We start from the raw sequence: 23,612 nt of genomic DNA, 5'->3' as shown, positions 1-23,612 counted from the left end.
TATTCAAAAAGTTCATTTATAACTTGCCTTAAATGCTATATCTTCTATAAAATTTAGTGCAACACGCTAAAATTATATTTTCATATATTTCGGGAAATCTGGTCACTAAACCTTTTAGATTTACATATGGAATTGGAGTATTAATTGCAAAAAAGGTGTGAGGAAAATTGTACTTTAATCCTATTTTAAACAGTTCTATTGAATTTTTTGAATAGGTGGAACTTTCATAAGCCGTACCCTCAACCTGAGTTAAGCACAAGATTCTGCACATCGAATCATAGATTCATCTGTAATTCTCTATTTACTTATCATCATTTTATTTTATTGCTTTGTGTATACTATACCAAACTAAATCTTAAGACTGCATCGTTTAAAGTTTCTACCCTGATTTTCGCTTCATTCCCATAGAAATCAAAAAGAGAAAATTGCACTGGTTTATTCCATCTATTCCAAAACCAAAGTGCACCATGCCATATGCGATACGTCCACAAACAAAGACCAGGCATATCGTGATTTGTTGAAGTAACTTCAATCGTCCATTTCTTTGTAATATCAAAAACTGCAGTATATACAGCTTTAGGATTCGCCTCTACAGTACTATCTGTTGTTGTGCAAAACGCCTTATAATTACCATCCTGTGTATAGTGAAACCACAAACTTTCTTCACACTCTGCATGATGAATAGAGGCCATAGCCGTATTTTTAAATTGTATATAATACTTAGTGAGGATTGAATCATAATTATCTGCTTTTTTTAATACAATTGAATAAATTTCAATCTCGTTTAAATCAAAAACCCGTTGATGGAGCATATTTAGAACAATATAAGTTGGTGGGATGTTTCCATTGTTATTTTCTCTTGCTGTTGTATACTCTACCTGTTTATCAACAGCCTGATTATTAGAATCTATTTTTTGATTTACCACACATCTAACACAAACTTCTTCTGAGGCTATATATTTATTTGTTGAAAAATAAAAAACACCTAGGCTGGTCGTAAGTGCTTTTTCTGCGATCCTTTCTAGAGGAAGCACGTATTCACCTGGTTCAGCACTTATTTGGAAATCATTACCATAAGGCCTGTTCAGCATATTAACAAATTCCATATGTTTAAAAACTTCCTCTTCAGCGAGTATAATAATATTGTTATCTTTATCTTTCGCTACTAAATTCACATGTACACATACCTGATGTCTTCCATTCGCATAGAGTTTATTTTCTCGCTGTCCTCCACTAAATACAATCTTTAAGGATTGAAGGGAATTTACATCCTCCCAAGTATATTCTCTTTGACCTATACGTTGATTCCCAACGATAACTCGCTCTCCTTTAATACAAGCTTCACCATAAATTGCCGCAGCCTCTTGAATTTTTGCTGTACCACAAACTTCAGCTTTATCATATACCAACGCTACGCCCTCTACAATAGCATCCTCATAAACCTTAGCCTCACCATAGACCTGACCAGTTTCTCTAATTTGGGCGTTTCCAAATATTTCTGCGTTTCCACTAACGCAAGCATCATCTGATACACAAGCTTCTCCATATACTTTTGCATTTTCGGAAATCCAAGCCCCTCCATCTTGACTCAAATTGCTCTCCTCTTGAATCCACCCTCCTTTTTCTTGTGTTGCTATATGTTGTATGCGCCATAAAACGCATCCTCTATGTGTCATCGACTCTTCTGTTAGGCTATACTTTTTCATTTTTATATTTTATATTATCGTTTATTTTTCTTTCCTATAACATTAGGAATAAGATGCTACTTATATCACGTAAGCCTCTAATGTTGTTCTATCTATCTGTGAAATTTTAATACTTAATTTTGCCTCATTTCCATAACTATCAAAAAGAGAACACAACATGAGGGTCTCATGAAAACTATTAAACACTTCTAACTTCTTTTCAAAAACCCAAAAGCACAATCCTTCATATTCATGATTTTTACCAGTAATAGTCCAACTATTACCTGTACCTCTACCAAATGTATAAGTAAACGAATCATCATTCACTTCCACCGAGCTATCTGTAGAGGTAGCTGAATAATATTTTCCAGAAAAAAACCCAACTGGAGATGAACCATAATAAAAATTATTTTCTTTGATACATTCTCCATGATGCAGTCGATGCATACCTCTGGTATGAAATCGCACATAATTAGCTCTCAAAACATAAGTAGGTTTATTATCAGTATGTTCAGAAACTTCAATATCTCCATTGGAAAATATATATTGAGGCAAGACTTGTAAGGTTACTGAATATGGCATGGGGCTTCTACTATTATTCTCTGTTGCTGTAGAATATTCCTCTACTGTGACGACTCCCCTATTTACTCTAGTAACCCAACAACGTACACAAAGCAAAAGTTCCCCCATTCGTTCAAGTGTAGAGAGATAAACTACAGCGGCTGAACTTATTTCATTTCTTGGATTTGCTTCAGTTCGCAATGGTAGGCCTGTAAAATATTCACCAGCGGAATCATGATATTCAAATCGATTGCCAAAAGGATCATTTCTATAATTGACGAACTGAATATTTTTACGAATTTCTGCTTCAGGAATTTGAATATATCTTCCTTTTTGATCTTTGGCTTCAAGTATGACTTCTACGCCTACTTGATGCCTACCATTCGCATAAAGTTTAGTATAATTTGTGCCGATACCATCTTGAATATATAATTTTAGTGTTGAGAAAGAATCTATGTCATCCCACGTATATTGCCCATCAAACAGTTCTTCCTCTCCCCCAACAATGGCAGCATTTTTTACAATAACATGACCGTGAACTAATCCGTTATCTTTTACAACTGCCTCATTTAAAATTTGACTATGTCCATACACACGAGCATAGTCTTGAATTTCAGCATTTCCACTAATTATAGCATACCCATAAACAACAGCATGTCCCATTATTTCAGCGAATCGTTCAACTTTTGCATGTCCAAATACTTGAGCTCTATCTTTCACAACTGCATCGTTATTTACTTCTGCATGTCCATAAATTTTAGCTTGATTAAAAATACTGACATACGCTGATACAACCGCATTATCAAACACCTCAGCCTCATCATAAACATTTGAAAAGCCACTAATTACAGCATTACCATATACTTTCGCATTTCCATATACCTTGGCTTCATCTAGGATAATACATCTCCCAGACTGACTTAAATTGGCTTCACTTTCCACCCAACCTCCTTTTTCACCACTTAATATCTCTTCGATACGCCAGAGGGTATGCCCTCTGTAATTCATCGATTCATCAGTAAGTTTATACTTTTTCATATTTTTATTTTTTTAATTTCTAGTATTTTATTTTTTTTAAATTTTTATTCTTTTGTTCCTCTATTTCTTTTCTATATGGAGTCATTTCCCATCTTTTTTTAATTTTTAAAGGTATTTTCAATCAATATTCTATACTTTAAACCAAGCCCTTTCTATTTTTACTATTCTTATTTTAAAAAAGAAGTCTGATAAAACTAGCTCAAATACCAACCAAAACGGTATCAAATAGGTTAATTCACTGATCAAAACCCTTATTATATTAACAAAACAACACTTTTAAAAAAAATAGGATTTTTCCCGTCAAAATGAAACAAGCTTTTCACTCTCCTTACCCAATGGTAGGAGTCTATTTTATGTTTTTCTTTACAGTATTATTTTTTTATTTTAATGCATCTGATTCCATGCTATTTTCAACTATTAAAACCCTGTTTTTAAGCAATAGCAATTCCGTTGGGATGGATTTCAAATAGCAGATTGCCTTGGGGATCAAATTCAAAATGAAAAACTTCTTGTTGTATTTCCTTGTGATTCTTTTTCCAAGTGATTCTTTTTCGTTTTAACACCTGAAACTCATCAACTTGTTGAGCAAAGGACAAACCTACTACATCGTAATATTCTAACTCTGTTTGTATACTCGTTAAGCCATTGGGAGAATTAAAAGAAATAATTTCACTAACAAGAAGATGATACTTATTATACAGTCGTTGTGTTTCTATCACCTCTTGATCCAATACCTGTGTTTCTATACATCCATATTGATAGGTATTCAATAGCTCATACAGATTATCTCGATTGCATTTAAAATCTAGTGCACTAGCAAACCCTAAGAAATTGGTTTGGGTATAAATAAAGGAAGAAACGGAGCGCAGTTGATGGTTTTTAGCATAGATGATATGACAGGTAGCAACGGTCAAAGCGGTATACACATCCTGAGGGAAACGAAGGTATTCTGATTGATATTCAATCCTTTCGGTTATGCCCGTTGGATGTACAATTTGTTCTAATAATCCAACAGTGGTATAATCAAAAGCCCAAGTATCCTCTGTTGTCACTTGCTTTAACGTCTTTAAATAGTCGTTAACCAGCGTCAGGTCAAACCTATTCTCTTCTATGGTACCTGGAAAAAGGATGATACTAGTGTGAAGTTGATCCGTATAATCAATTTGCACAAGCTTTGTCTGTTCATCCGCTATCTCTACTAAATAATTGGCCTGATTTAAAGCCCATTTTAAGGTTACGGAAAAACCCTCCTGATTCGCTATGCGTACGGTATTTTTAATCTTCTGTTTGGACGATGGGCTAGCTAATATTTCTACTCGTCCTGTTTCATACGTAATTCTATAACAGTCTATTAAACGCTCAAAAACAAAGTTCTTTTGCTTGCTTTGTTTCACTTCAAAAGAGATTTCATTATCCTCTATTTGATATTGTTCGCCTGTTGCTAATTTTAATATTTTATTTTCTTGATCATAAGAGGTAAAAGAGAAACTAAAACCAAGACCAAATCCCTGCTGTTCTTTATTTCGCGTTTGATGCTGTAACGTGAGGTTTATCATAGGACCTTTCCCGTAGTTACACCGTACTAAAGCGATAGGAATGCGCAAAGAAAATGAACCCGTTCGCGGATCAATTCCTGTGTGTATTGTACTTGCCAAATTTTGGCTTTGTGAATAAAAATGACTCATAGCGTATTTAATTTACTCCTGGTTTAATGCTAACAATCGAACATGAAAATTCAATCGTCCATCTTCTGTTACTTGTGCTTTTAAATTGGCTTCATTACCATATTGATCATACAGTAAAAAATACATTTCACCTCCCCCTTCATAATAGGACCATAATAGTCCTTCCCACAATTGGTATACCCAAAAACAAAGACCGTCTACCTCGTGATTTTTAGCAGTTATCACTTTATATTTACTTGAAGTATATTCAAATTTCATTGTAAACAAAGCGTTGTCATTTTTCACAAAGGAACTATCCGTAGAGACACTGCATCCTTTATAAATACCCATTTGCCTATAATGGAACCAATTTTTCTCAATACAAGATGCTTGTCGTGTTATTATACCATCGAGTTGATTAAATTGGACATAATATTTAGTCAAAATAGAATTAGGTATTCCATTGACCTCCGTTTCAGTAAAAATTTGTACAGCTAAATTTGATTGGGTAAACTGTCGTTTCGGAACCACATGAAAGATTATGAAATCTTCTTTCATCAGGTCATTATTATTCTCAATCGAAGTACTATATTCTATGCGTTTTATCTTCTCCATTCCATTCGTTATAGACCACTGCTTAATTTTGCATCTAACACATAATTTAAAGGCATTAATCATGCGATCTATGGAGCAATAAAACAAGGCTGTTGATTTTGTCTCCTTGTTCGTTATTCTTGTTTGATCGGGCAGTGGGTAAACATATATACTTGGAGTATCGGTATAGGTTATTCCATTTTGAATGAGTCTATTTTCTTCATCCACAAATTCAATATTTTCAAAGATTTCCTTTGCTGATATTTTTATTGTGTTCTTATTTCGATCTTTTGCCACAAAAGATACCTTCACGGCTACTTGATGTCGACCATTTGCATAGAGTTGTGCAGATTTACTGCCATTCACATCACTAATTTCCAAGAAAGACAACTCATTAATATCTTCCCAGTTATATAAATTTTCACTTACACGATCATTGTTCAATACAACTGTATATCCTTTGATGCGAGCCTCTTTAAAAACATGAGCATAATCTTTTACTCTTGCATGACCATAGACTTGCACATTATCATAGACTTGTGCACACCCTTCTATTGAAGCATAATCATATACTTGCGCATATGCAGCTACAAGCGCATGTCCCGAAATAGTGGCATGTCCGTAAATTTGAGCAGAATCCTCAACAGTAGCATAATCACACACTTTGGCATAATCAGAAACCATAGCATGATCATAGACTTGTGCGTCTGCTGTAATTTGTGCTGCCCCAAATACTTCCGCATTTCCACTTACTTTCGCATTATCTGAAATTGATGCTTCTCCATATACTTTAGCATTGTCTGCAATCCATGCTTCGCCTAATTGACTCAAATTGGTTTCATTTTGAATCCAACCTCCCTTTTTGTGTGTACGCAAACATTCAATACGCCACAATTTGTGCCCATTATACTCCATGGATTCATCAGTAATTCTATATTTATCCATTGTCCATCGCTTTTATCCCTTCTTTTTTATTACTATCCCGATGTTCTCTTTTATGTGATTTTTCAACATACAATTGTTGATATAGAAAGTTTTTTTAGTTTGAAGTTGTGTTTTCATTCTTTTGCTCCGTTCAATACGAAACGAATCAATACCTAAATCACTTATTTGACATGATCAACATGCAAAGAATAGTATAAAACTATTTGAAATAAAATCAACATTTTAATTCATTCTGTTAAAAACATGATCATATTACCAAAACAATTAACAAAAAAGAACTGTTTTTAAAAATGTGAAATTTCCAGAAGTGAAGAAACAAGCCGTTGTTTTGATAGGGCTCTAGGATAGAACAAAAAAAAGAGCATTGAAATATCAATGCTCTTTTCTATTCTATATCCTCGCACAATACAAATTTTAAATTCGCATTGGCAACTGCTCTAAACGGTTTTAAAAAGTCCTGGGTATTCGACCACTAATCCATCTTGATCAACTGTAATGGTAGCTTCAAAATCACTCCAAATATTTTTATAATGATAGGTATTGTCAGCTAATTTGGTGTACTGCTGTTGTATCATCGTAAAATTTTCCTCTAAAGGATTAATATACAATACAGGGATTGTCTTTGACTCTCCTATAGCTAGTTTTAATCGATTAATGGGTAACGTATTCGTAAAAGGGGTAACTGAAATATCAATATCTAAACATTCTTTTAAATGGGGATATTCTTGTTCATCTAACATCCATTGTTCATTTAATTTATGTCCACTTAATTGATAATAACGATGTCCTTCTTGACAACGAATATCAAAAAATCTGGTTTCCCAATTGGAAGTAGCTACAATTTGGTATTCTACTCCATAGATGCGATTATTTTTATTGCCTACGAGTTCCCCTTTGCAGTGATAACTACCTTCTTTTTCAATACAGGTCAGATGCTCAACCGAAATTGTATCTATTCCTAACCACGTACGTTTTTTTTCCATATAATTCAAGACTATGAGTTTTTATAATTTCACACTTTGTGTTCCTATAAAGGTTGGAATAAAAGTGTCTATTGTGAAACGAGGATTGGGTTGCCATGCTTCCTCATACGCTGTAATAGCAAAACCAACTTGTGTTTGCCCTCCAATTAAATCCTTCAACGTATGGCCAAACACGAATGCCTCACCTCTATCCACTTTTTGTTGTAATTCTTCTGGTGTTAAATCTACACTATCTGCATAAGGAATAGTAAAACGCGGGCGAATTAATCCTTGTTCCTTTAATTCTGCGCTTCGATCTTCGACAAAAACAATAGGATTATAGAAACTACTGATGAGCTTTCCTCCCACTTTTAAAACACGATGGCACTCCTTCCATACTTTGTTGACATCATCGACATATAAGTTGGAGATAGGGTGCACAATTAAATCAAAATACGCGTCCTCAAACGGAGATAAATCACACATATCGCCTTGTACAATACGCAGATTTAAGTGATCTCGTTGTGCTACCATCGCATCTTTATTCAATTGTTCTTCAGATAAGTCATATACCACTACTTCTGCTCCTAAAGCAGCTAATATGGGACCTTGTTGTCCACCAGCAGAAGCGAGACACAATACTTTTTTTCCTTTAACATCGCCAATCCAATCTTTGTCTATTGGGGTTGGCAATATATACAACTCCCATATTCCCTTTTTTGCATTTTCTACTTGTTCACTACTAACAGGTTGAGACCAAGCGACATTAGCCCTTGCTTGATTATCCCAGACTTTTTGATTGTGGGTTATAAAATCTTTCAATGTTTTTAAAGCTTAAATCATTTCAACTGAATCTTAAAATTATCCTTTTTTCGTCTATAAATCAAATATTTTTAAGGTTTGCTTTTTCTTTTTTCTTTCCCTTTAAACAAATTGCTCCTATACCAAGATGAATCCATGCACCACGAGAGCAAAAAAAAAGAGAGTAAATCAAATTTACTCTCTCCTTTTTGTATTTAAAATGGATTAGGTTAACATTCCTCCATCCACGTTGATTACTTGTCCTGTAATATAAGCAGACATCTCTGAAGCCAAGAACACACATGCATTTGCAATATCTTCTGGTTTTCCTCCGCGTTTTAATGGAATCGCATCTGTCCATCCTTTTACCACATCTTCTGCTAATTTCCCCGTCATTTCTGTTTCAATAAATCCTGGTGCAATTACGTTACAACGAATATTTCTAGATCCTAATTCTAAAGCTACTGATTTAGAGAACCCAATCACTCCTGCTTTAGATGCTGCATAATTTGCTTGACCCGCATTTCCTTTTACCCCTACAACAGAACTCATATTAATAATAGATCCTTTTCTATTTTTCAACATGGTGCGCTGTACGGCTTTTGTCATATTAAACACTGACTTCAAGTTTACTTCGATAACTGCATCAAAATCTTGCTCTGACATTCTCATTAACAAATTATCTTTTGTAATACCTGCATTATTAATTAAAATATCAATATTACCAAAGTCTTTCAAAACTTCATCAACCAATTGTTCTGCTGCTGCATATTCTGCTGCATTTGATTGATATCCTTTTGCTTGAACTCCTAAAGCTACTAATTCGCTTACTAATTCATCTGCTGCTTGTACAGATGAGCTATAAGTAAAAGCTACATTAGCTCCTTGCTCTGCAAACGCTATTGCCACACCTCTACCAATTCCACGTGTAGCACCGGTAATAATTGCTATCTTTCCTTCTAATAATTTCATGTATATTTAAATTTTGTTTTGACAAAGCGCAAATATAACTATTTTAAGTTGTTTGTACCTCTTTTCTAAAAAACATCATGTAAAACACAGTAACTAAAAATAGAAAAGCAAAGTAGTATCCTTGAGAAATCAATTCAAGATAGCCTAATTTCTTATTTGTAAAACTCAATAAAATAAGAATTTGAGCTCCATACGGAAGTATTCCTTGTATAATACAAGCAAAAATATCTAATACTGAAGCGACATATGGGCGATTTAGTTTGTATTCAGTTGCGACATCATTTGCTAAATTTCCTGCAACTAAAATCGAAACGGTATTATTTGCCACACAAACCCCAATCCCTGAAACGAGAGAGGCAATACCAAAAACCGCCCCTTTACTGGTTCGAATTCTCTTTTGCATGCTTTTCAAGATCCATGCAATCCCTCCTTGTTGTTCAATCATACGTGCTAAACCTCCTGTCAACATGGATAATAAGAAGATTTCCGTCATGGAAGTAAACCCTTCATAAGTATGGGTAGCTAAACCTACCACATCAAAATCTACTTGCACTAAACCAATAAGACTTGCTGAGAGAATACCTATGAAAAGAGCAACGAAAACCTGGATTCCGACCAAGGCCAAGATAATGGTCAATACATAAGGAATCAGCAAGACATAATTGGTTTGCTCATCCAAAGCTAAAGCAACATCTACCGTATCATTTTTCATGAATACCAAAACAACAAGCGTCAACAAAGCTGCTGGAATAGCAATTTTAAAATTGGCCTTGAATTTATCTTTCATCTCACATCCCATTGTCTGCGTTGCTGTAATTGTTGTATCTGAAATAACAGAGAGGTTATCACCAAACATAGCTCCTCCTAATAGTGCACCACAAAGTAAGCCCATAGCACTTCCTGTTTTTTCTGCTAATCCTACAACGATTGGTCCTAAGGCCACAATCGTTCCGACTGATGTTCCAATAGAAAGGGATAAGAAACAAGAGATGACAAAAATTCCCACAGCTAAATAAGCCACTGGAATATAGTGTAAACCGATATGTACCATTGCATCAACACCTCCAATTGCTTTGGTAATAGTTGCAAAAGCCCCAGCGAGTAAGTAGATCAAACACATGGTTATAATTTTACTATCCCCACAGCCTTCAATTAGCGCTGTTATACGGTCGTTAATTGGGGTTTTATAAAAAAGCATGAACGCTGTAATAATCCCAAAGCTAATAGCTATAGGCGAGGGCAATTGATAAAAATTATCCAAAGCGATTCCACTACCTAAAAAGACAGCTACAAATACAAAAAAGGGAATAAGAGTGTAGAATTTATTGTCTGACATAGTTCTATTTTTTATTCTAAAAGCAAGTAAACAACGTGTACCAAATGAAAAAAAATACTACATCAATTATACCTAAGTGTGGTATATACAACATTTTTTCCATTACTGGCTTATCGTTTGCAGCACCTTGCTTGTTGTTGCAGGTTGCTATTTTTCTACTTGTTTTTAGAAAAATTCCTGATAATTAAGCGACAAAGATAATTCCTTTATTTAAAATTGACAACAAAAAAATCAATTTTATCACTTTAATTCATTTATACACTCCTCTTTTATAATCCTCATGGATTCCTTATTTTTGCAGTCTTAAACTAAAAATTAAATAAGAAAATGAGAAAATTGCTGCTTTCAATTGGATTAGTTGGGCTTGTTGCTACAACATCCTTTGCACAAAAAGGACCTAAAAATGCTATTGGTTTGCGTTTTGGAGCAAATTCAGGATTAGGAACGGAGATTTCTTACCAAAGAGATTTAATGCGTAACAATCGCTTAGAGGTTAACCTAGGATTTAGAGACAACCATAACTACAATACAGTGAAGGTTACAGGATTGTACGAATGGGTTTGGAATATTGAAGGCAATCTGAATTGGTTTGCTGGTGCTGGTGCGGCTGTAGGAACTTATGACTACAAATACCATGACCATGGTCGTCGATACAAAGACGATGGAACATTTGGTCTATTAACAGGAACAGTGGGATTGGAATACAATTTGGATATTCCCTTGCAAATTGCCATTGACGCACGTCCAGAATTGTATTTGAACAATGCGTATAGAGATGGTTTATACCTAGACTTAGGTATTGCTGTGCGTTATAAATTCTAATGCACCGATTTTTCTCTTTTCTCTTATAACGATACAAAAATAGCGAGTAACCCTCGCTATTTTTTTTACTCCTTTACCAAATAAACGCCACTATTGGCTATTTCTTCTTACTAACAAGGGGCTAACATCTATTTATTGTCTCTTGGTTACAGTTTTACCATAGCGCAACATTTCTCTATACTTATTCTTTAGAGGTGTAGGTTCTAGGATTAATTCTCGTTCCAATTGGAATCCCATATTCTCACAAAGTGCTATACTAATATGATTCTCTTTTTCAACGGTATAAATAATTTCATTCGTTGGAATACTTGTTTCTATTATAGCAATTGCTTGATTGAGTAATTCTTTGCCATACCCCTTCCCTTGTTGGGCTTCGCTGACCCACAATCCTATTTCAGCAGTTACAAAATTGATATCATTCAGCGTTAAACAACCAACAAACACATTCGTTTCACGTTCAAAAGCCATTAAAACTAAGCAAGTCCCTTGTTGCATTTCTACTTGTGACTGTTGAATATAGGCTTGTACTAATACGGGATGATTTAAGGCATCTATACTCAAATATTTTCCAACTGCTGGTGTAAAGTGATCTTGCAAGAGTGCTTTATCGTCTTCTTGTATTTTTCTAAACATCAATCGAGTGCTTTCCCATTGCTCATGAGCAGCAAATACCTTTCGCTCTTGAGGGGCTAACATCGCTACAATCATCGTTATCTCTTGCTTTATTCCTGCTTGAATTAAATTGTAGGTTGTCACTTGATTGAGATCGTCTTGAGCTGTTAATAGCAGTTGCAACAAGTGAAACCAAACTTGCTTGGTTTGCTCTTCTTTCGCTATCTCTTGTTTGGGATTTTCAATCAATCCTTCTAGCCAAGCTGCAGTATTGGGTATCGAAACTGAGCGATAGTTATTCCAGTACTTACCCATCTTTTGCAGTATTACAGCGAGTAATCGCAGCTGTACTTCGCGTTCAATCAGCGTCGCTTCTTGGGTGCTATTTTCCACTATATTCGAGAGTATACAAGGATAAACCACTGATAAATCCGGAGCTTCTTCTACCTGCAGGAGTACTTCAGACCAATTGGTTTCACCCCGAAATAATGCTTCCAATAAAGATATAAGTTCTCGATCTGATTCCTCTAAAAAGGAAAGTTTAGCAAGATTTTCTGGCGTATAGGAGGATATTTGTTTCATATTTATTCCGGTTGTTATGCAAAAAAGTTCAATTTAATTCGTTAGAATCAAACTGAACTTTTCTATTCACTTATTTTTAATTGGATTTATTGCTTGGCAAGATTAGCCTTGCGATAATGCAACATATCCAATACTTTTTCTTCACTGATGTTGCGTTCGAAATTACTGTGGTAAGCGTAACCTAATTTTTCTGCAATGTTGATACTTCCCGCATTGTTTCGTTCTACATTGTAAATTAGATAATCCACTGCTAAATGATCGAAAACAAATTGTTCTAATGCTCGGACGATTTCTTTACCATATCCTTTTCCGTTTGCGCTTTCTTTGATCCAAAGGCCTATCGAGATAGATTCATCACAAATATCGTGGATTCCACAACATCCAATAAATTCACCTGTTTGATTATCAGTCGCAAGTAAAGTAATATCTTTTTGCTTTTCTAATTGTCCCAAGCTATAAGCCACAAAGCCAAATGTATCTTCTTTTTTTTGCGTAGGGATAAAAGGTAAGAATTTAGCTACTGTTGGAGTTAACTCTCTAAAAATGTCCTCTACGTATTGGTCATTTACAATAATAAACTTCAAGCGATCACTTGAAAAAGTTAAGGTTGTATCAAATTTCATAAATTGCTGCATTGATTTAGGCTAGAACTGCATTTTTTTCTTCGCTCTATCTTTATTTCTGGCACAAAGATACGAGATAATTTAAATCAAACTTCCCTTCTTCCCTTTAAAATAGGGTGGTTTTAAGATAAAATGAATGTCCTCCATTTCTTTTTTACTTTTTTTTTCAATCATATCCACCTCATACTTAATGTAGTAAAAAAATACACCTTATTTTCTGCTATTTTTACCTTAAAATTATTTGCATAAAATAAAAAGTAATAGTATGTTTGCTCCAGTAAAAATGAGGGATTCCTCAGTTTTCAGGAGAGGTGCCGGAGTGGTAACGGAGCAGATTGCTAATCTGTCGACTGGTAACGGTCGCCAGGGTTCGAGTCCCTGTCTCTCCGCTTATTCGGGGTGTAGCGTAGCCCGGTCATCGCGCCTGGTTTGGGACCAGGAGGTCGCAGGTTCGAATCCTGCCACCCCGACTTAAAAGACCGAAAAAAATCCGTAAATAGTACTTATTTACGGATTTTTTGTTTTTACCATACCCTACTAATCTACAGTAAATCAATCTAAATGTCGTTTATTTTTACAGCGTATTTTACTGACAAAACAGCTATTTTTGTTCTTCAATTTCCTACATTTATCCAGTGTTTTAAAGGAACAAAAATTAGAAACTTATGATTTTTAGAAAAGCAAAATTAGAAGATGTACCAATGATTGTTGCAATGTTGGCGGATGATGCATTGGGTGCAACAAGAGAGCGTTTTGAAAATCCTTTGCCAAAAGTTTATACCGATGCTTTTCAGAATATTGACAAAGACCCAAATCAGGAATTGATTGTTGTTGAAGATGAAAATGGGCAAATTATTGGCACACTGCAATTGAGCTTTTTACAGTATTTAACATACCAAGGAGGTATTCGTGCGCAGATTGAAGCCGTGCGTATTCATAAAGATTTTCGAGGCAAAGGTTTGGGCGAGCAATTTTTCCGTTGGGCCATTGCGCGTGTCAAAGCAAAAGGTGCTCATGTATTGCAATTGACTTCGGACAAAAAACGTCCTAATGCCATTCGATTCTATGAGAAATTAGGTTTTGTAGCTTCGCACGAAGGCATGAAATTACATTTATAAAAAGAAAACATACGTTCGCGGATTGACCTGTACCCATTGGTTCGAATCCTGCCACCCCGACTTAAAAGACCGAAAAAAATCCGTAAATAGTACTTATTTACGGATTTTTTGTTTTTACATCTATCCTAATAATCCTATCATAGAGCGATTACAACAAGTAAATTAGCTTGTGGTACACTAAAGAACTACTTCTCTACAGCAAGTCCCTTAAAAGCTATTTGCGTAAAGTACACAATCAAACGGACATCTATTTAAGTGAACGGAACTACCAATTGATCTTCCACTTTGAAAACTGCTTAATAAACGGCAAACTGTCTCCTTATAAACGCTTGGAAGTATAACCTCAAATTTTTCAAAAAAATTACAATTCTTTAAATAGAATAATTCTAAAATATAGTTACTTTTGCGCCAGTTAAATAGATTTATTCTAAATAAAACAAGGTGTTTTTTATGCTAGTATCAATAAAAGATTGGGAGATGAAAGCTTTATTTTTTGGGCTCATTTTTATTTTTTCAACCACCACCCTATTTTCTCAACAAGTAACTATTAAAGTTACCAATCAAGATTTACATGCGGTTAATCAAGCCGTAATTTCGATTAATGGAGAAAATAAAGGAGTAACAAATACGAGTGGAGAGTTAGTTTTAGATTGGACTCCTTATCAAGATGCTACCTTATTAATCACAGCAAATGGCTATCAGGAACAAATTCTAACGGTTTTAAAATCTGAATTAAAAGCCATTTTACCGATACAATTACAAGCAGCTGAACATGCTTTGAATGAAATTGTCATCACGGCTGGTCGACGTGCAGAAAATATAGCAACCATCCCTTCTTCTGTTACGATCATCAACCAAAAGGAAATGGAGAAACAGATGAGCGTGACGACTGATATCTCTATGATTTTAAGCAATCTAGTTCCAGGATTAGGAAGTGCTACGAATAAAGGTACTTCTTCTGGACAAACATTAAGAGGGAGACCGCTACTTGTTTTAATAGATGGTATTCCACAATCAACCCCACTCATGAATGGAGCCAGAGATATTCGTTCAATTGCTCCATTTGCTATTGAACGAGTGGAAGTCATCAAAGGAGCTACAGCAATTTACGGCAATGGTTCTACAGGTGGAATCATCAACTACATCACCAAGAAAAAGCAAGGAGATAACGCATTTGGAGGAACAACGGTTTTGGGAACTTCATTTAATCCAGCCAATAGCAGCGGTACTTTAGGGTACAAAGTATCCCAATCTTTTGGAGGGAAGTATCAAAAATGGAATTATATCGCAGGGGCATCTTTAGATTATACAGGCGTTCAGCGTGATGGTGAAGGATTCATTGTTGGGCAAACGGATGGATTATCCAATACTTATCAGAAGAATTTATTTGCACAGATTACCTATGAAATCAATGAAAATTCTACTATTCGCGCTTTTTACAATGGGTATTCTAGTACACAACATGCAAGATACATTAGTAAAACAGGAAAATATGGAAGCGAACCTACAATAGGAATTGCAGGAACTGATCCAGGAGAACATGCGGGAACACCCTATAATCACAATATTATGTTGGGCTATACCCATAGTAATTTGTTTCTTGATACCCAAGCTGATTTGTCTTTCTATATGAATTCTTTCCGATCAATGAATCGCTACGTTGAACAAGGCACTGCTTGGTATGGTCCTGGGCAAACGAGAATTAACTCCAATAAAAAAGGAGTTCGTCTGAATTTAAATACTCCTTTTATTTTATTTAATAGACCTAGTGAAATAACCTATGGTATTGATTTACTAAACGATAAAACAGATCAAGACTTAACGGACGGAAGGGTTTATATTCCTACAATGGATATGGTGAATATAGCACCTTATGCTCAGTTAAAAATAGATGTATTGGATCATCTTATTTTTAAAGGAGGAATTAGATATGAAAATGCAAATGTAGAAGTTAAGGATTTTAATACCATCGCTTCTGGACCTAATAATGAGGGGAGTATTTTTGTACAAGGAGGTAAAATCCCTTATAAAACAACGTTATTTAACATTGGATTGCGCTACAATAAATACGAAGCATTTAATCCTTTTGTCAGTTTTTCACAAGGATTTGCCATTAATGAATTAGGGCGTATTTTAAGAAGAGCGACCGAAAGTACATTAGGTCAATTAGAAACCGAACCGATTATTACCAATAATTACGAAATCGGTTTTTCAAGTAGATTCTCCATTTTCAATTTTACAGGTGCTTATTACCTTAGTACCTCTAAATTAGGGGCTAATTTGGTGGATGTCAATGGATATTTAGTTGCTCAAAGAGAACCGGAACGTGTACACGGTTTTGAAATTACTGGAGAAGCTACCTTATCTCCACAATGGACTGTTGGTGGTTCTTATGCCTATGTAGAAGGAAAAGCTAAATTTGATGATGGAAATAAAGTGTATCTAAACGGTGGACGTATTTCTCCGCCAAAAGCAACGGGTTTTGTCTACTTTACGCCAACGGATAAATGGAGTATTCAACTGTATTGGCTGTTTTCAGGAAGCAGAGATCGCTTTGAGGTAAATGAAAAAGGAAAATACAAAAACAGCGAAGGAGCAGTCAAAGATATCAGTTTATTCAACTTAGCAACAACCTATACCCTCAACAAAGCTTGGAAAGCGAGTATGGGAGTAGAAAATATATTCAATAAAACATACTATCCTGTTGTAAGTCAATATCGCGCTTTAGATGCAGATTACATTCGAGGTAATGGAATGCAAGCAACTATAAGTGTACAATATAATTTTTAATCCATGAAGAAATTTCTTTTATGGTTACATAAATGGTTGGGATTGTTTACGGGTATTATCGTGGTCGTAGTCAGTCTTACAGGTTGTATCTATGTTTTTCATGATGATTTAAAAAAAGTAGTTTATCCCGATCATTTTTATCTTGTAAATGACAAGAATGAAGCGAATACAGCAACGTTACCTTATTCAGAAGTTGAGCGTTTGGCTCAAGAAGCTGTGGGAAAAGACTACCCCATTAATCGAGTAGATATCTATCCCGCTAAAAACAGAACTTGGGTATTTCGAGCCTTAAAAACAGACAAAGAAGCTTTCGGCATCGGCAATGAAATAGTGTATTACAAACGCGTGTTTATTAATCCCTATACTGGGCAAGTACAACAAGTAGAAGATAGCAAACGCGAATTTTTTTACCAGGTTTTACAACTACATCGCAACCTTTGGTTAGGCAGTAAATATGGTGGATGGGTGGTTGGAGGTAGTACCGTTTTATTTCTTGTTATCAGCATCACAGGAATCCTGTTGTGGTGGCCAAAAAAATGGAAAGGAAAAACATTTAAAAGAAGTTTTGCCTTTGACTTTTCGGTCAATTGGAAACGACTAAATTACGATTTTCACAACCTATTGGGCATGTATAGTTTTGTGCTCGCAATTCTTATTGGTTTTACAGGAATACTATTTGCCTTTCCTACATTCAGTAAGTCTGTCGAAAAGACGTTAAATAAAGTAGATGAGGCTAAGTTTCAGGTTATGGAACCTACTGCATTTGATTTTGTGGATCAAGTGTACTCCAATACGCTTGATAATGCTGTACAGTATGTGCTTCAAACTTTTCCAACTGCTGATATGGTGTCACTCCGATTGGGAGATAAGACCAGTACAGAACACAATTTACAGGTGCGATTAGAACAAGATAAAACAAGTAAATTCGAGTGGATTTATTTTGATAAAAATTCAGGGCAAATCACTTCCTTACAAAATCATACCTACCAAAGCATTGCTTTAGGAAGTAAGGTTAATTCGCTAAAATATGATTTGCATGTTGGAACCATCTGGGGTTATCCTACTAAAATTATGGCCTTTATCGGATCCTTAATTTGTGCTTCTTTACCGATTACTGGATTTGTTATTTGGTACAATAAATCAAAGAAAAAAAAGAAAAAATAACTATTACGGGTACTCCATACAAGTACCCGTTATGATCCTTTGTACAGCAGAAAATATCCAACAGAATTTAAAGCTTTAAACTGCGTTTGGATATCTTGCTGCAAATCCAACTTCTAAATCACTTACAACAATACAAAGTATAGCTTTGCTTCTCCTTTAGTCAATCTGCATTGAAAATCTCAATCAAGATGCAAGTCTTTTTCTGGATCATCACTCCACACAAAGCACTGTTTCCCTATCGTAAAAAGTAGCTTTTATTTTTGTTTACCTGAAACTAAAAGTAAATAGGCTCACAAAAACAGAAAGACACGTTTCTTCTCCTTCCTTGTTATTTAAGCGTTAGTCAACAAATAGTACAACTATTTTCTCTTTCTGTTAGTTTAGCTGTTATAATCATTTTTTTCACCTAAAAATTGTACTTTTATGGAACTACTCAAAAAATGCGTCATAAAAAACTAAATTACTATGAAAGTATTTCTAAATAAACGCATTCCAACTATTGGTATGCAACTTTTACATCACAAGGATATTGAATTAATTTTACCGAATAAAGACGAATTAAGTAGAGAAGAATGGTTGTCATACTGCCAAAAAAGTGATGCAATTCTCAGTGTAGGCAAAGTAAACCTTGACCGTGATTTCTTTGAACAATGTCCAAATATTAAAGCTATTGCATTGTATTCCGTAGGTTATGACCACGTAGATATAGCGGAAGCAACAGCGCGAAAAGTAGCTCTTTCTAATACACCTGATGTGTTGAGTCATGCCACTGCAGATACTGCTTTTTTACTGATGCAAATGACGGCACGTAAAGCGTCTTTTAATTTGGAAAAAGTTAAAAAGGGTGGTTGGAGTACCCATTTTAATCCTTTGGCTCATTTAGGACAAGAACTACATGGCAAAACAATAGGTATTTTTGGTTTGGGGCGAATAGGCTATGAAATGGCCAAACAATGTAAAGCTGCTTTTAACATGAAGATCATCTACCATAACCGCAGTAGAAATGAAAATGCAGAACGCGAACTTCAGGCTACTTATGTTTCCTTTGAGACTTTACTGCAAACAGCAGATGTAATCAGTATTCACGCCAATTACACGCCAAAAGAACACTATTTATTCAACAAAGACACCTTTGCAAAGATGAAATCGAATGCCCTGCTAATCAATACTGCTAGAGGGGGATTTATCAGAGAAAGTGATTTATATGATGCTCTTGTCAACGGTGTGATTTTCGGCGCAGGACTAGATGTTACAGAACAAGAGCCTTTGCCTGTCAATTCTCCCCTACTTGAACTTGAGAACATCAATATTTTTCCTCACATTGGTTCCGCCACTGAACAAGCACGTGAAGGAATGGCAAAAGTAGCCGCAGAAAATATTGTCGCTTTTATAGAGGGAAAACCAATGCCGACACTAGTTAATCCCGAGATTTATAGTTAATCTATCTATCATACACACAAACAGCAGCATCTCTTCGATTGCTGCTGTTTGTGTGTATTGACAATGCTCTTTATCATTAAAATACATCAAGCATTCATCAACTTATCTATAGCTTCCCTAGCTTATTACGCCCCAAATCCCGAAGGCAATTTCGAGTGCAAATGCACTAATCTAATATCCTTCAATCAGGTAAATGCAATCCATCATTTGATTAGATTACATTTCAATGACAAATTCTCCTTTTGGAGTTCTCACCTTTTTCATTGGTGCAATCCAATCATTTTCTGGGTTTGCCACTCCAATATACATCAGAGAAACACTTTTTAGCCCGTGCGCGTGTAAGTTTAAAACTTGATCTACAACTTCATTACTGAACCCTTCTGCAGGAGTAGAATCTACTTTCAATTCTGCTGCTTGTGCTAGTGCCAATCCTAAAGCAATATACGTTTGACGAGCAATGTGTGCAAAATTTTCTTCTTGTGGTTGTACTAAATACATTTTTTTCAGCATGGAAGTATAACTGTCAAATCGTCCACGTGGTAAGCCGCGTTCATCTGTTGTAAAATTGAAAACTTCATCAATGCGTTCTTCTGTATAGCGATCCCATCCGGCAAAAACTAATACATGAGAACAGTCTTTCATGCATTCCGGATTTAAAGCACCTGCTGCTAATTGTTCTTTAAGTGCTTGATCACGTACAACAATAACTTTAAATGGTTGCAATCCAGAAGAGGTTGGAGCTAAACGCGCCGCTTCAACAATCTGATTAATTTTTTCTTCGCTTATTTTTTTTGTTGGATCATATGCTTTTACAGCATGTCTCCATTTTAAATTGTCTAATAATGACATGTATTTTATTTTGAAATTAATATAAATAGAAGGGCTAAAAGCGCTGGACCCCCTTGTACAAAAAAGATCTTCTTCGAAGCCGTTAGTCCCCCATATAATCCAGCTACACTTATACAACCAAGAAAAAACAACCGAAGATTAACACTCCAGATTTCATCTTGAACAACAAAGGACCAAAGCAAGCCTAAAACTAAAAACCCGTTGTATAACCCTTGATTAGCCGCAAGTGCTTTGGTAGGGGTAAATAATTCATGAGGTAACGATTTGCCAAATACTTTCTTTCCTGCTGTTTCCCAAGCAAACATTTCCATCCAAACGATATAAATATGTTCTATGATAACGAAAACCACAAGAACAATTGCAAGTATAGCAAACATAAATTAGTTCGTAGAAACTGTTAATACCACTTCCATATTACCACGAGTTGCATTCGAATAAGGGCAGATCTGATGCGCTTTTTCAATTAGTAACTTAGCTTCCTCTATGGTAACACCAGGTATATTAGCGTGTAATTCCGCTGCCAGTCCAAAACCTCCCGCGTCTAATTGACCTATAGTTACTTTGGCTGTCACTGCAGTTTCTCCAGTTTTAATCTTTTGCTGTTTAATCACTAAATTAAGTGCACTGTCAAAACAAGCAGCATAACCTGCAGCAAATAACATCTCTGGATTTGCAAAGTCATCGTTTGCTCCGCCCAAGGCTTTTGGCATACGCACTTGTAAATCTAAAATACCGTTTTCACTTTTTACGTGGCCATTTCTACCTCCCGTAGCTGTGGCTCCAATTTCATACAATTTTTTCATTTTTGTTTATTTAAAATATGCATTATACTATTTTTTAAAGCGATTAGTTCTTCTTCAGTAACATGCATCGCCTTCATTAATTCTTGTGGAATACCTTTTGCTTGTTCTCTTAATCCTATCCCCTTTTCTGTTAAAGATAGTTTGACCACACGCTCATCTTCTGGCCCTCTTGTTCGAACAACGATTCCCTTTTGTTCCATTCGCTTCAAAAGTGGCGTTAGTGTACCACTATCTAAAAATACCTTTTCACCCAATTGCCCTACCGTCTGTTGTTTCTCCTTCCACAATACCATTAATACTAAATACTGCGGATACGTTATATCTAAAGCCTCCAAATAAGGACGGTATTGATTGATAATCGTCTTTGACAGCGCATATATAGGAAAACAAACTTGATTTTCAAGTGCTAAAGAATCATTCATACAACTATGATTATAAAATTGTTATACAAATATACATTCAATTATATTGTGCACAATATAATTTTACAAAATATTAATAGTTCACCTATTACATCCTTACAATAAAAAACTAAGTTGAGATTAAATGTAATGCGCGCTTTCATTTCATACATGGGCACTGAGAGACTTCATTACTGGTGAGCTATTAGGTGGGCTGGCTTCAAACAAATAATACAACTAGCTGATTAAAAAATATTTACAAGTAGTGGTTCGAATCCTGCCATCCCGACTTAAAAGACCAAAAAAATCCGTAAAGCGTAACTATTTATGGATTTTTTGGTTTTACCTCTATCCTATTACTATACATAAGAAATTACTGAACTATTTTCTTTCTTACTTTACTGATAAATTCAGGTGTTAATCCCAAATAGGAAGCAATCATATACTGGGAAACTCGTTGAACCAAATTTGGATGTTTTTGAATAAAATCTAAATATCGAGCTTTTCCATTTCTATTTAATGTATCAACAAAGTGCTCCTGTAGATTAGTAAACGATTGTTGAAATATGATTCTCATGAATTGACTGAAATTTTGATTTTCAACTACTAATTGATTGTAATTCTGATAACTAATTTTAATCACTTGAGAATTTTCCAAAGCCTGTATATAACAGCGCGATTTTGTTTGGTTAAAATAGCTAGATAAATCCGAAATCCACCAATTCTCAATAGCGAAATGTAGGATCTGTTCCTTTCCTGCATCGTTGAAAATATAAATTCTCAAACACCCTTTAAGAACAAAATAATTGTATCTACATATCTCTCCTTGCTCTAAAATAAATTCATTTTTTTTTATTTCTTCTGTCTCAAAGTAGGACAAAATCTGCTCAGCTTCCTCATCTTGAAGTAATGTATATTTATTTATATAATTCAAAAATTGACCCATAATGCAAAACAAAGTATAATTTATTAAACTAATTTAATATTTTTTCACTACTTAAGCTAGAACTTTGAGCAATACATCTAACTAAAACTATACACAATGAGATTTAGTATACCTATTTTGATTTTTCTTTGTTTGGTATCTTCTTCTTTTGCACAAGAAAAACAAGCAAACAGTGAACTTTCAACAACACCTATTCCAATAGAAGCGCTATTTACAACAGAAGCTGTTAACCTGAAAATGACAGTCAACAAGAAAATAGTTGCTCAAAGTAGATGGGGATTTTTTAGTGCTGTTGACCTGTTGAATACTTATGACAATAATAAAGACAAAAATGAGACAATGGTATTGGCAACAGTTTCGTATGAGCTTTTGAAAGGAGTATCGATTCATGGAGGTATGTGGACCAACAACATAATAGGAACAAGACCCACGATTGGATTAAGTCACACGCTCCTGGGTAAAGATTTTGTATTAGTTAATATGCCTAGAGTCGATCTTATTGAAAATCACAATATAGAAAATGTCCTAATCTTTGAATACTTTCCAAGCCTAACCGAAAATTTACGTTTTTATGGAAGAGTCCAAGGCTTATACAACTATGATTTGAATCATAAAGCACACGATAGAAGCTATATTGATTTACGAATAGGCGTTACGTATAAAAAAGTAAAAATGGGTATTGGTGCTAATTTAGATTTTTATGGCCCAAAAGCAACCTATAAACAAAATATAGGAGTATTTGTCGGGACTACGTTATTCTAATTTAATAGCGTTTTCATTACACAAATACATGAAACAAGAATGAAATTTACGAAAGCCACTATAAAAATCTCTTCGTTTCATTTCTTGCATTAGTTCAATAATTAACTCAACAACGAAGGATAACTTTGTATTTTAAATTTAA

The 23,612-nt window shown here is 35.0% G+C and carries 21 protein-coding genes, 2 tRNA genes and 1 riboswitch; of the genes, 8 read left to right on the top strand and 15 right to left on the bottom strand.

What is annotated here, in order from left to right:
• Window positions 1–338 precede the first annotated feature (338 nt).
• From AWV75_RS12855 to AWV75_RS12820, 8 genes are all read right to left on the bottom strand, one after another.
• Complete coding sequence (locus tag AWV75_RS12855; RefSeq protein WP_060874758.1) at window positions 339–1,706, bottom strand: hypothetical protein; 1,368 nt, start codon at window positions 1,704–1,706, stop codon at window positions 339–341.
• A gap of 60 nt (window positions 1,707–1,766) precedes the next feature.
• A complete protein-coding gene (locus AWV75_RS12850; RefSeq protein WP_231738137.1) occupies window positions 1,767–3,254 on the bottom strand; it encodes a transferase in 1,488 nt (495 codons plus the stop codon).
• Window positions 3,255–3,715: 461 nt separating this feature from the next.
• A complete protein-coding gene (locus AWV75_RS12845) occupies window positions 3,716–4,969 on the bottom strand; it encodes a hypothetical protein (RefSeq protein WP_060874756.1) in 1,254 nt (417 codons plus the stop codon).
• A gap of 12 nt (window positions 4,970–4,981) precedes the next feature.
• The gene (locus tag AWV75_RS12840; RefSeq protein ID WP_060874755.1) at window positions 4,982–6,487 is read right to left on the bottom strand and encodes a hypothetical protein; all 1,506 of its coding nucleotides are present in this window, start codon (window positions 6,485–6,487) and stop codon (window positions 4,982–4,984) included.
• Window positions 6,488–6,924: 437 nt separating this feature from the next.
• Entirely contained in the window at window positions 6,925–7,470 is a 546-nt protein-coding gene (locus tag AWV75_RS12835) for a putative glycolipid-binding domain-containing protein (protein WP_060874754.1), read from the bottom strand.
• 21 nt (window positions 7,471–7,491) lie between these two features.
• Window positions 7,492–8,271 (bottom strand): class I SAM-dependent methyltransferase, encoded by a 780-nt coding sequence (locus tag AWV75_RS12830; protein ID WP_060874753.1) that lies wholly within the window; start codon window positions 8,269–8,271, stop codon window positions 7,492–7,494.
• A gap of 204 nt (window positions 8,272–8,475) precedes the next feature.
• Entirely contained in the window at window positions 8,476–9,222 is a 747-nt protein-coding gene (gene fabG / locus AWV75_RS12825) for a 3-oxoacyl-[acyl-carrier-protein] reductase (RefSeq protein WP_002992235.1), read from the bottom strand.
• Window positions 9,223–9,265: 43 nt separating this feature from the next.
• Window positions 9,266–10,558 carry a Na+/H+ antiporter NhaC family protein gene (locus AWV75_RS12820; RefSeq protein ID WP_060874752.1) on the bottom strand — a complete coding sequence of 431 codons (1,293 nt, stop codon included), beginning with the start codon at window positions 10,556–10,558 and terminating at the stop codon, window positions 9,266–9,268.
• An 83-nt stretch (window positions 10,559–10,641) separates the two neighbouring features.
• A riboswitch (SAM-I-IV-variant riboswitch) is annotated at window positions 10,642–10,747 on the bottom strand.
• Window positions 10,748–10,885: 138 nt separating this feature from the next.
• On the opposite strand from AWV75_RS12820, the gene AWV75_RS12815 reads away from it, so the two are divergent.
• A complete protein-coding gene (locus AWV75_RS12815) occupies window positions 10,886–11,380 on the top strand; it encodes a hypothetical protein (protein ID WP_060874751.1) in 495 nt (164 codons plus the stop codon).
• Window positions 11,381–11,512: 132 nt separating this feature from the next.
• On the opposite strand, the gene AWV75_RS12810 is transcribed toward AWV75_RS12815, so the two are convergent.
• Together AWV75_RS12810 and AWV75_RS12805 are read right to left on the bottom strand one after the other, a co-directional pair.
• Entirely contained in the window at window positions 11,513–12,574 is a 1,062-nt protein-coding gene (locus tag AWV75_RS12810; RefSeq protein ID WP_060874750.1) for a GNAT family N-acetyltransferase, read from the bottom strand.
• A gap of 86 nt (window positions 12,575–12,660) precedes the next feature.
• Complete coding sequence (locus AWV75_RS12805) at window positions 12,661–13,197, bottom strand: GNAT family N-acetyltransferase (protein WP_231738136.1); 537 nt, start codon at window positions 13,195–13,197, stop codon at window positions 12,661–12,663.
• A 305-nt stretch (window positions 13,198–13,502) separates the two neighbouring features.
• On the opposite strand from AWV75_RS12805, the gene AWV75_RS12800 reads away from it, so the two are divergent.
• The 6 genes from AWV75_RS12800 (at window position 13,503) to AWV75_RS12775 (ending at window position 19,709) form a co-directional block, all read left to right on the top strand.
• Window positions 13,503–13,586, top strand: a tRNA-Ser gene (locus AWV75_RS12800).
• Between the two features lie 6 nt (window positions 13,587–13,592).
• A tRNA-Pro gene (locus AWV75_RS12795) sits at window positions 13,593–13,667 on the top strand.
• 195 nt (window positions 13,668–13,862) lie between these two features.
• A complete protein-coding gene (locus tag AWV75_RS12790) occupies window positions 13,863–14,315 on the top strand; it encodes a GNAT family N-acetyltransferase (protein WP_060874748.1) in 453 nt (150 codons plus the stop codon).
• Between the two features lie 477 nt (window positions 14,316–14,792).
• A complete protein-coding gene (locus AWV75_RS12785; protein ID WP_440131139.1) occupies window positions 14,793–17,105 on the top strand; it encodes a TonB-dependent receptor in 2,313 nt (770 codons plus the stop codon).
• 3 nt (window positions 17,106–17,108) lie between these two features.
• Window positions 17,109–18,269 (top strand): PepSY-associated TM helix domain-containing protein, encoded by a 1,161-nt coding sequence (locus tag AWV75_RS12780; RefSeq protein ID WP_060874746.1) that lies wholly within the window; start codon window positions 17,109–17,111, stop codon window positions 18,267–18,269.
• Between the two features lie 465 nt (window positions 18,270–18,734).
• A complete protein-coding gene (locus AWV75_RS12775) occupies window positions 18,735–19,709 on the top strand; it encodes a 2-hydroxyacid dehydrogenase (RefSeq protein WP_060874745.1) in 975 nt (324 codons plus the stop codon).
• A 216-nt stretch (window positions 19,710–19,925) separates the two neighbouring features.
• Here AWV75_RS12775 and AWV75_RS12770 read toward each other — a convergent pair whose 3' ends face one another.
• From AWV75_RS12770 to AWV75_RS12750, 5 genes are all read right to left on the bottom strand, one after another.
• On the bottom strand, window positions 19,926–20,558 hold the full coding sequence (locus AWV75_RS12770; RefSeq protein WP_060874744.1) for a nitroreductase family protein: 633 nt from the start codon (window positions 20,556–20,558) through the stop codon (window positions 19,926–19,928).
• A 5-nt stretch (window positions 20,559–20,563) separates the two neighbouring features.
• A complete protein-coding gene (locus tag AWV75_RS12765; protein ID WP_060874743.1) occupies window positions 20,564–20,935 on the bottom strand; it encodes a DUF1304 domain-containing protein in 372 nt (123 codons plus the stop codon).
• Between the two features lie 3 nt (window positions 20,936–20,938).
• On the bottom strand, window positions 20,939–21,361 hold the full coding sequence (locus tag AWV75_RS12760; protein ID WP_060874742.1) for an organic hydroperoxide resistance protein: 423 nt from the start codon (window positions 21,359–21,361) through the stop codon (window positions 20,939–20,941).
• Window positions 21,358–21,783, bottom strand: coding sequence for a MarR family winged helix-turn-helix transcriptional regulator (locus AWV75_RS12755; protein ID WP_060874741.1), 426 nt, complete (start codon window positions 21,781–21,783; stop codon window positions 21,358–21,360). The genes AWV75_RS12760 and AWV75_RS12755 overlap by 4 nt, the downstream gene beginning before the upstream one ends.
• Before the next feature lie 352 nt (window positions 21,784–22,135).
• Window positions 22,136–22,696 carry a Crp/Fnr family transcriptional regulator gene (locus AWV75_RS12750; RefSeq protein ID WP_197429582.1) on the bottom strand — a complete coding sequence of 187 codons (561 nt, stop codon included), beginning with the start codon at window positions 22,694–22,696 and terminating at the stop codon, window positions 22,136–22,138.
• 108 nt (window positions 22,697–22,804) lie between these two features.
• Here AWV75_RS12750 and AWV75_RS12745 point away from each other — a divergent pair, with 108 nt between their 5' ends.
• Window positions 22,805–23,470: a hypothetical protein gene (locus AWV75_RS12745; protein WP_060874739.1), complete on the top strand. Its 666-nt coding sequence runs from the start codon at window positions 22,805–22,807 to the stop codon at window positions 23,468–23,470.
• Window positions 23,471–23,612: the final 142 nt, after the last annotated feature.

Origin of the sequence: Myroides odoratus, from assembly GCF_001549985.1 — a bacterium.
Lineage (GTDB): Bacteria > Bacteroidota > Bacteroidia > Flavobacteriales > Flavobacteriaceae > Flavobacterium > Flavobacterium odoratum_A.
This window is presented reverse-complemented; position numbering and strand designations above follow the sequence as displayed.

Coding starts and splice junctions, on each gene's coding strand:
- AWV75_RS12855 (WP_060874758.1), bottom strand. CDS start 1,706: ATGAAAAAGTATAGCCTAACAGAAGAGTCGATGACACATAGAGGATGC.
- AWV75_RS12850 (WP_231738137.1), bottom strand. CDS start 3,254: ATGAATTACAGAGGGCATACCCTCTGGCGTATCGAAGAGATATTAAGT.
- AWV75_RS12845 (WP_060874756.1), bottom strand. CDS start 4,969: ATGAGTCATTTTTATTCACAAAGCCAAAATTTGGCAAGTACAATACAC.
- AWV75_RS12840 (WP_060874755.1), bottom strand. CDS start 6,487: ATGGATAAATATAGAATTACTGATGAATCCATGGAGTATAATGGGCAC.
- AWV75_RS12835 (WP_060874754.1), bottom strand. CDS start 7,470: ATGGAAAAAAAACGTACGTGGTTAGGAATAGATACAATTTCGGTTGAG.
- fabG (WP_002992235.1), bottom strand. CDS start 9,222: ATGAAATTATTAGAAGGAAAGATAGCAATTATTACCGGTGCTACACGT.
- AWV75_RS12820 (WP_060874752.1), bottom strand. CDS start 10,558: ATGTCAGACAATAAATTCTACACTCTTATTCCCTTTTTTGTATTTGTA.
- AWV75_RS12815 (WP_060874751.1), top strand. CDS start 10,886: ATGAGAAAATTGCTGCTTTCAATTGGATTAGTTGGGCTTGTTGCTACA.
- AWV75_RS12810 (WP_060874750.1), bottom strand. CDS start 12,574: ATGAAACAAATATCCTCCTATACGCCAGAAAATCTTGCTAAACTTTCC.
- AWV75_RS12805 (WP_231738136.1), bottom strand. CDS start 13,197: ATGAAATTTGATACAACCTTAACTTTTTCAAGTGATCGCTTGAAGTTT.
- AWV75_RS12790 (WP_060874748.1), top strand. CDS start 13,863: ATGATTTTTAGAAAAGCAAAATTAGAAGATGTACCAATGATTGTTGCA.
- AWV75_RS12785 (WP_440131139.1), top strand. CDS start 14,793: ATGAAAGCTTTATTTTTTGGGCTCATTTTTATTTTTTCAACCACCACC.
- AWV75_RS12780 (WP_060874746.1), top strand. CDS start 17,109: ATGAAGAAATTTCTTTTATGGTTACATAAATGGTTGGGATTGTTTACG.
- AWV75_RS12775 (WP_060874745.1), top strand. CDS start 18,735: ATGAAAGTATTTCTAAATAAACGCATTCCAACTATTGGTATGCAACTT.
- AWV75_RS12770 (WP_060874744.1), bottom strand. CDS start 20,558: ATGTCATTATTAGACAATTTAAAATGGAGACATGCTGTAAAAGCATAT.
- AWV75_RS12765 (WP_060874743.1), bottom strand. CDS start 20,935: ATGTTTGCTATACTTGCAATTGTTCTTGTGGTTTTCGTTATCATAGAA.
- AWV75_RS12760 (WP_060874742.1), bottom strand. CDS start 21,361: ATGAAAAAATTGTATGAAATTGGAGCCACAGCTACGGGAGGTAGAAAT.
- AWV75_RS12755 (WP_060874741.1), bottom strand. CDS start 21,783: ATGAATGATTCTTTAGCACTTGAAAATCAAGTTTGTTTTCCTATATAT.
- AWV75_RS12745 (WP_060874739.1), top strand. CDS start 22,805: ATGAGATTTAGTATACCTATTTTGATTTTTCTTTGTTTGGTATCTTCT.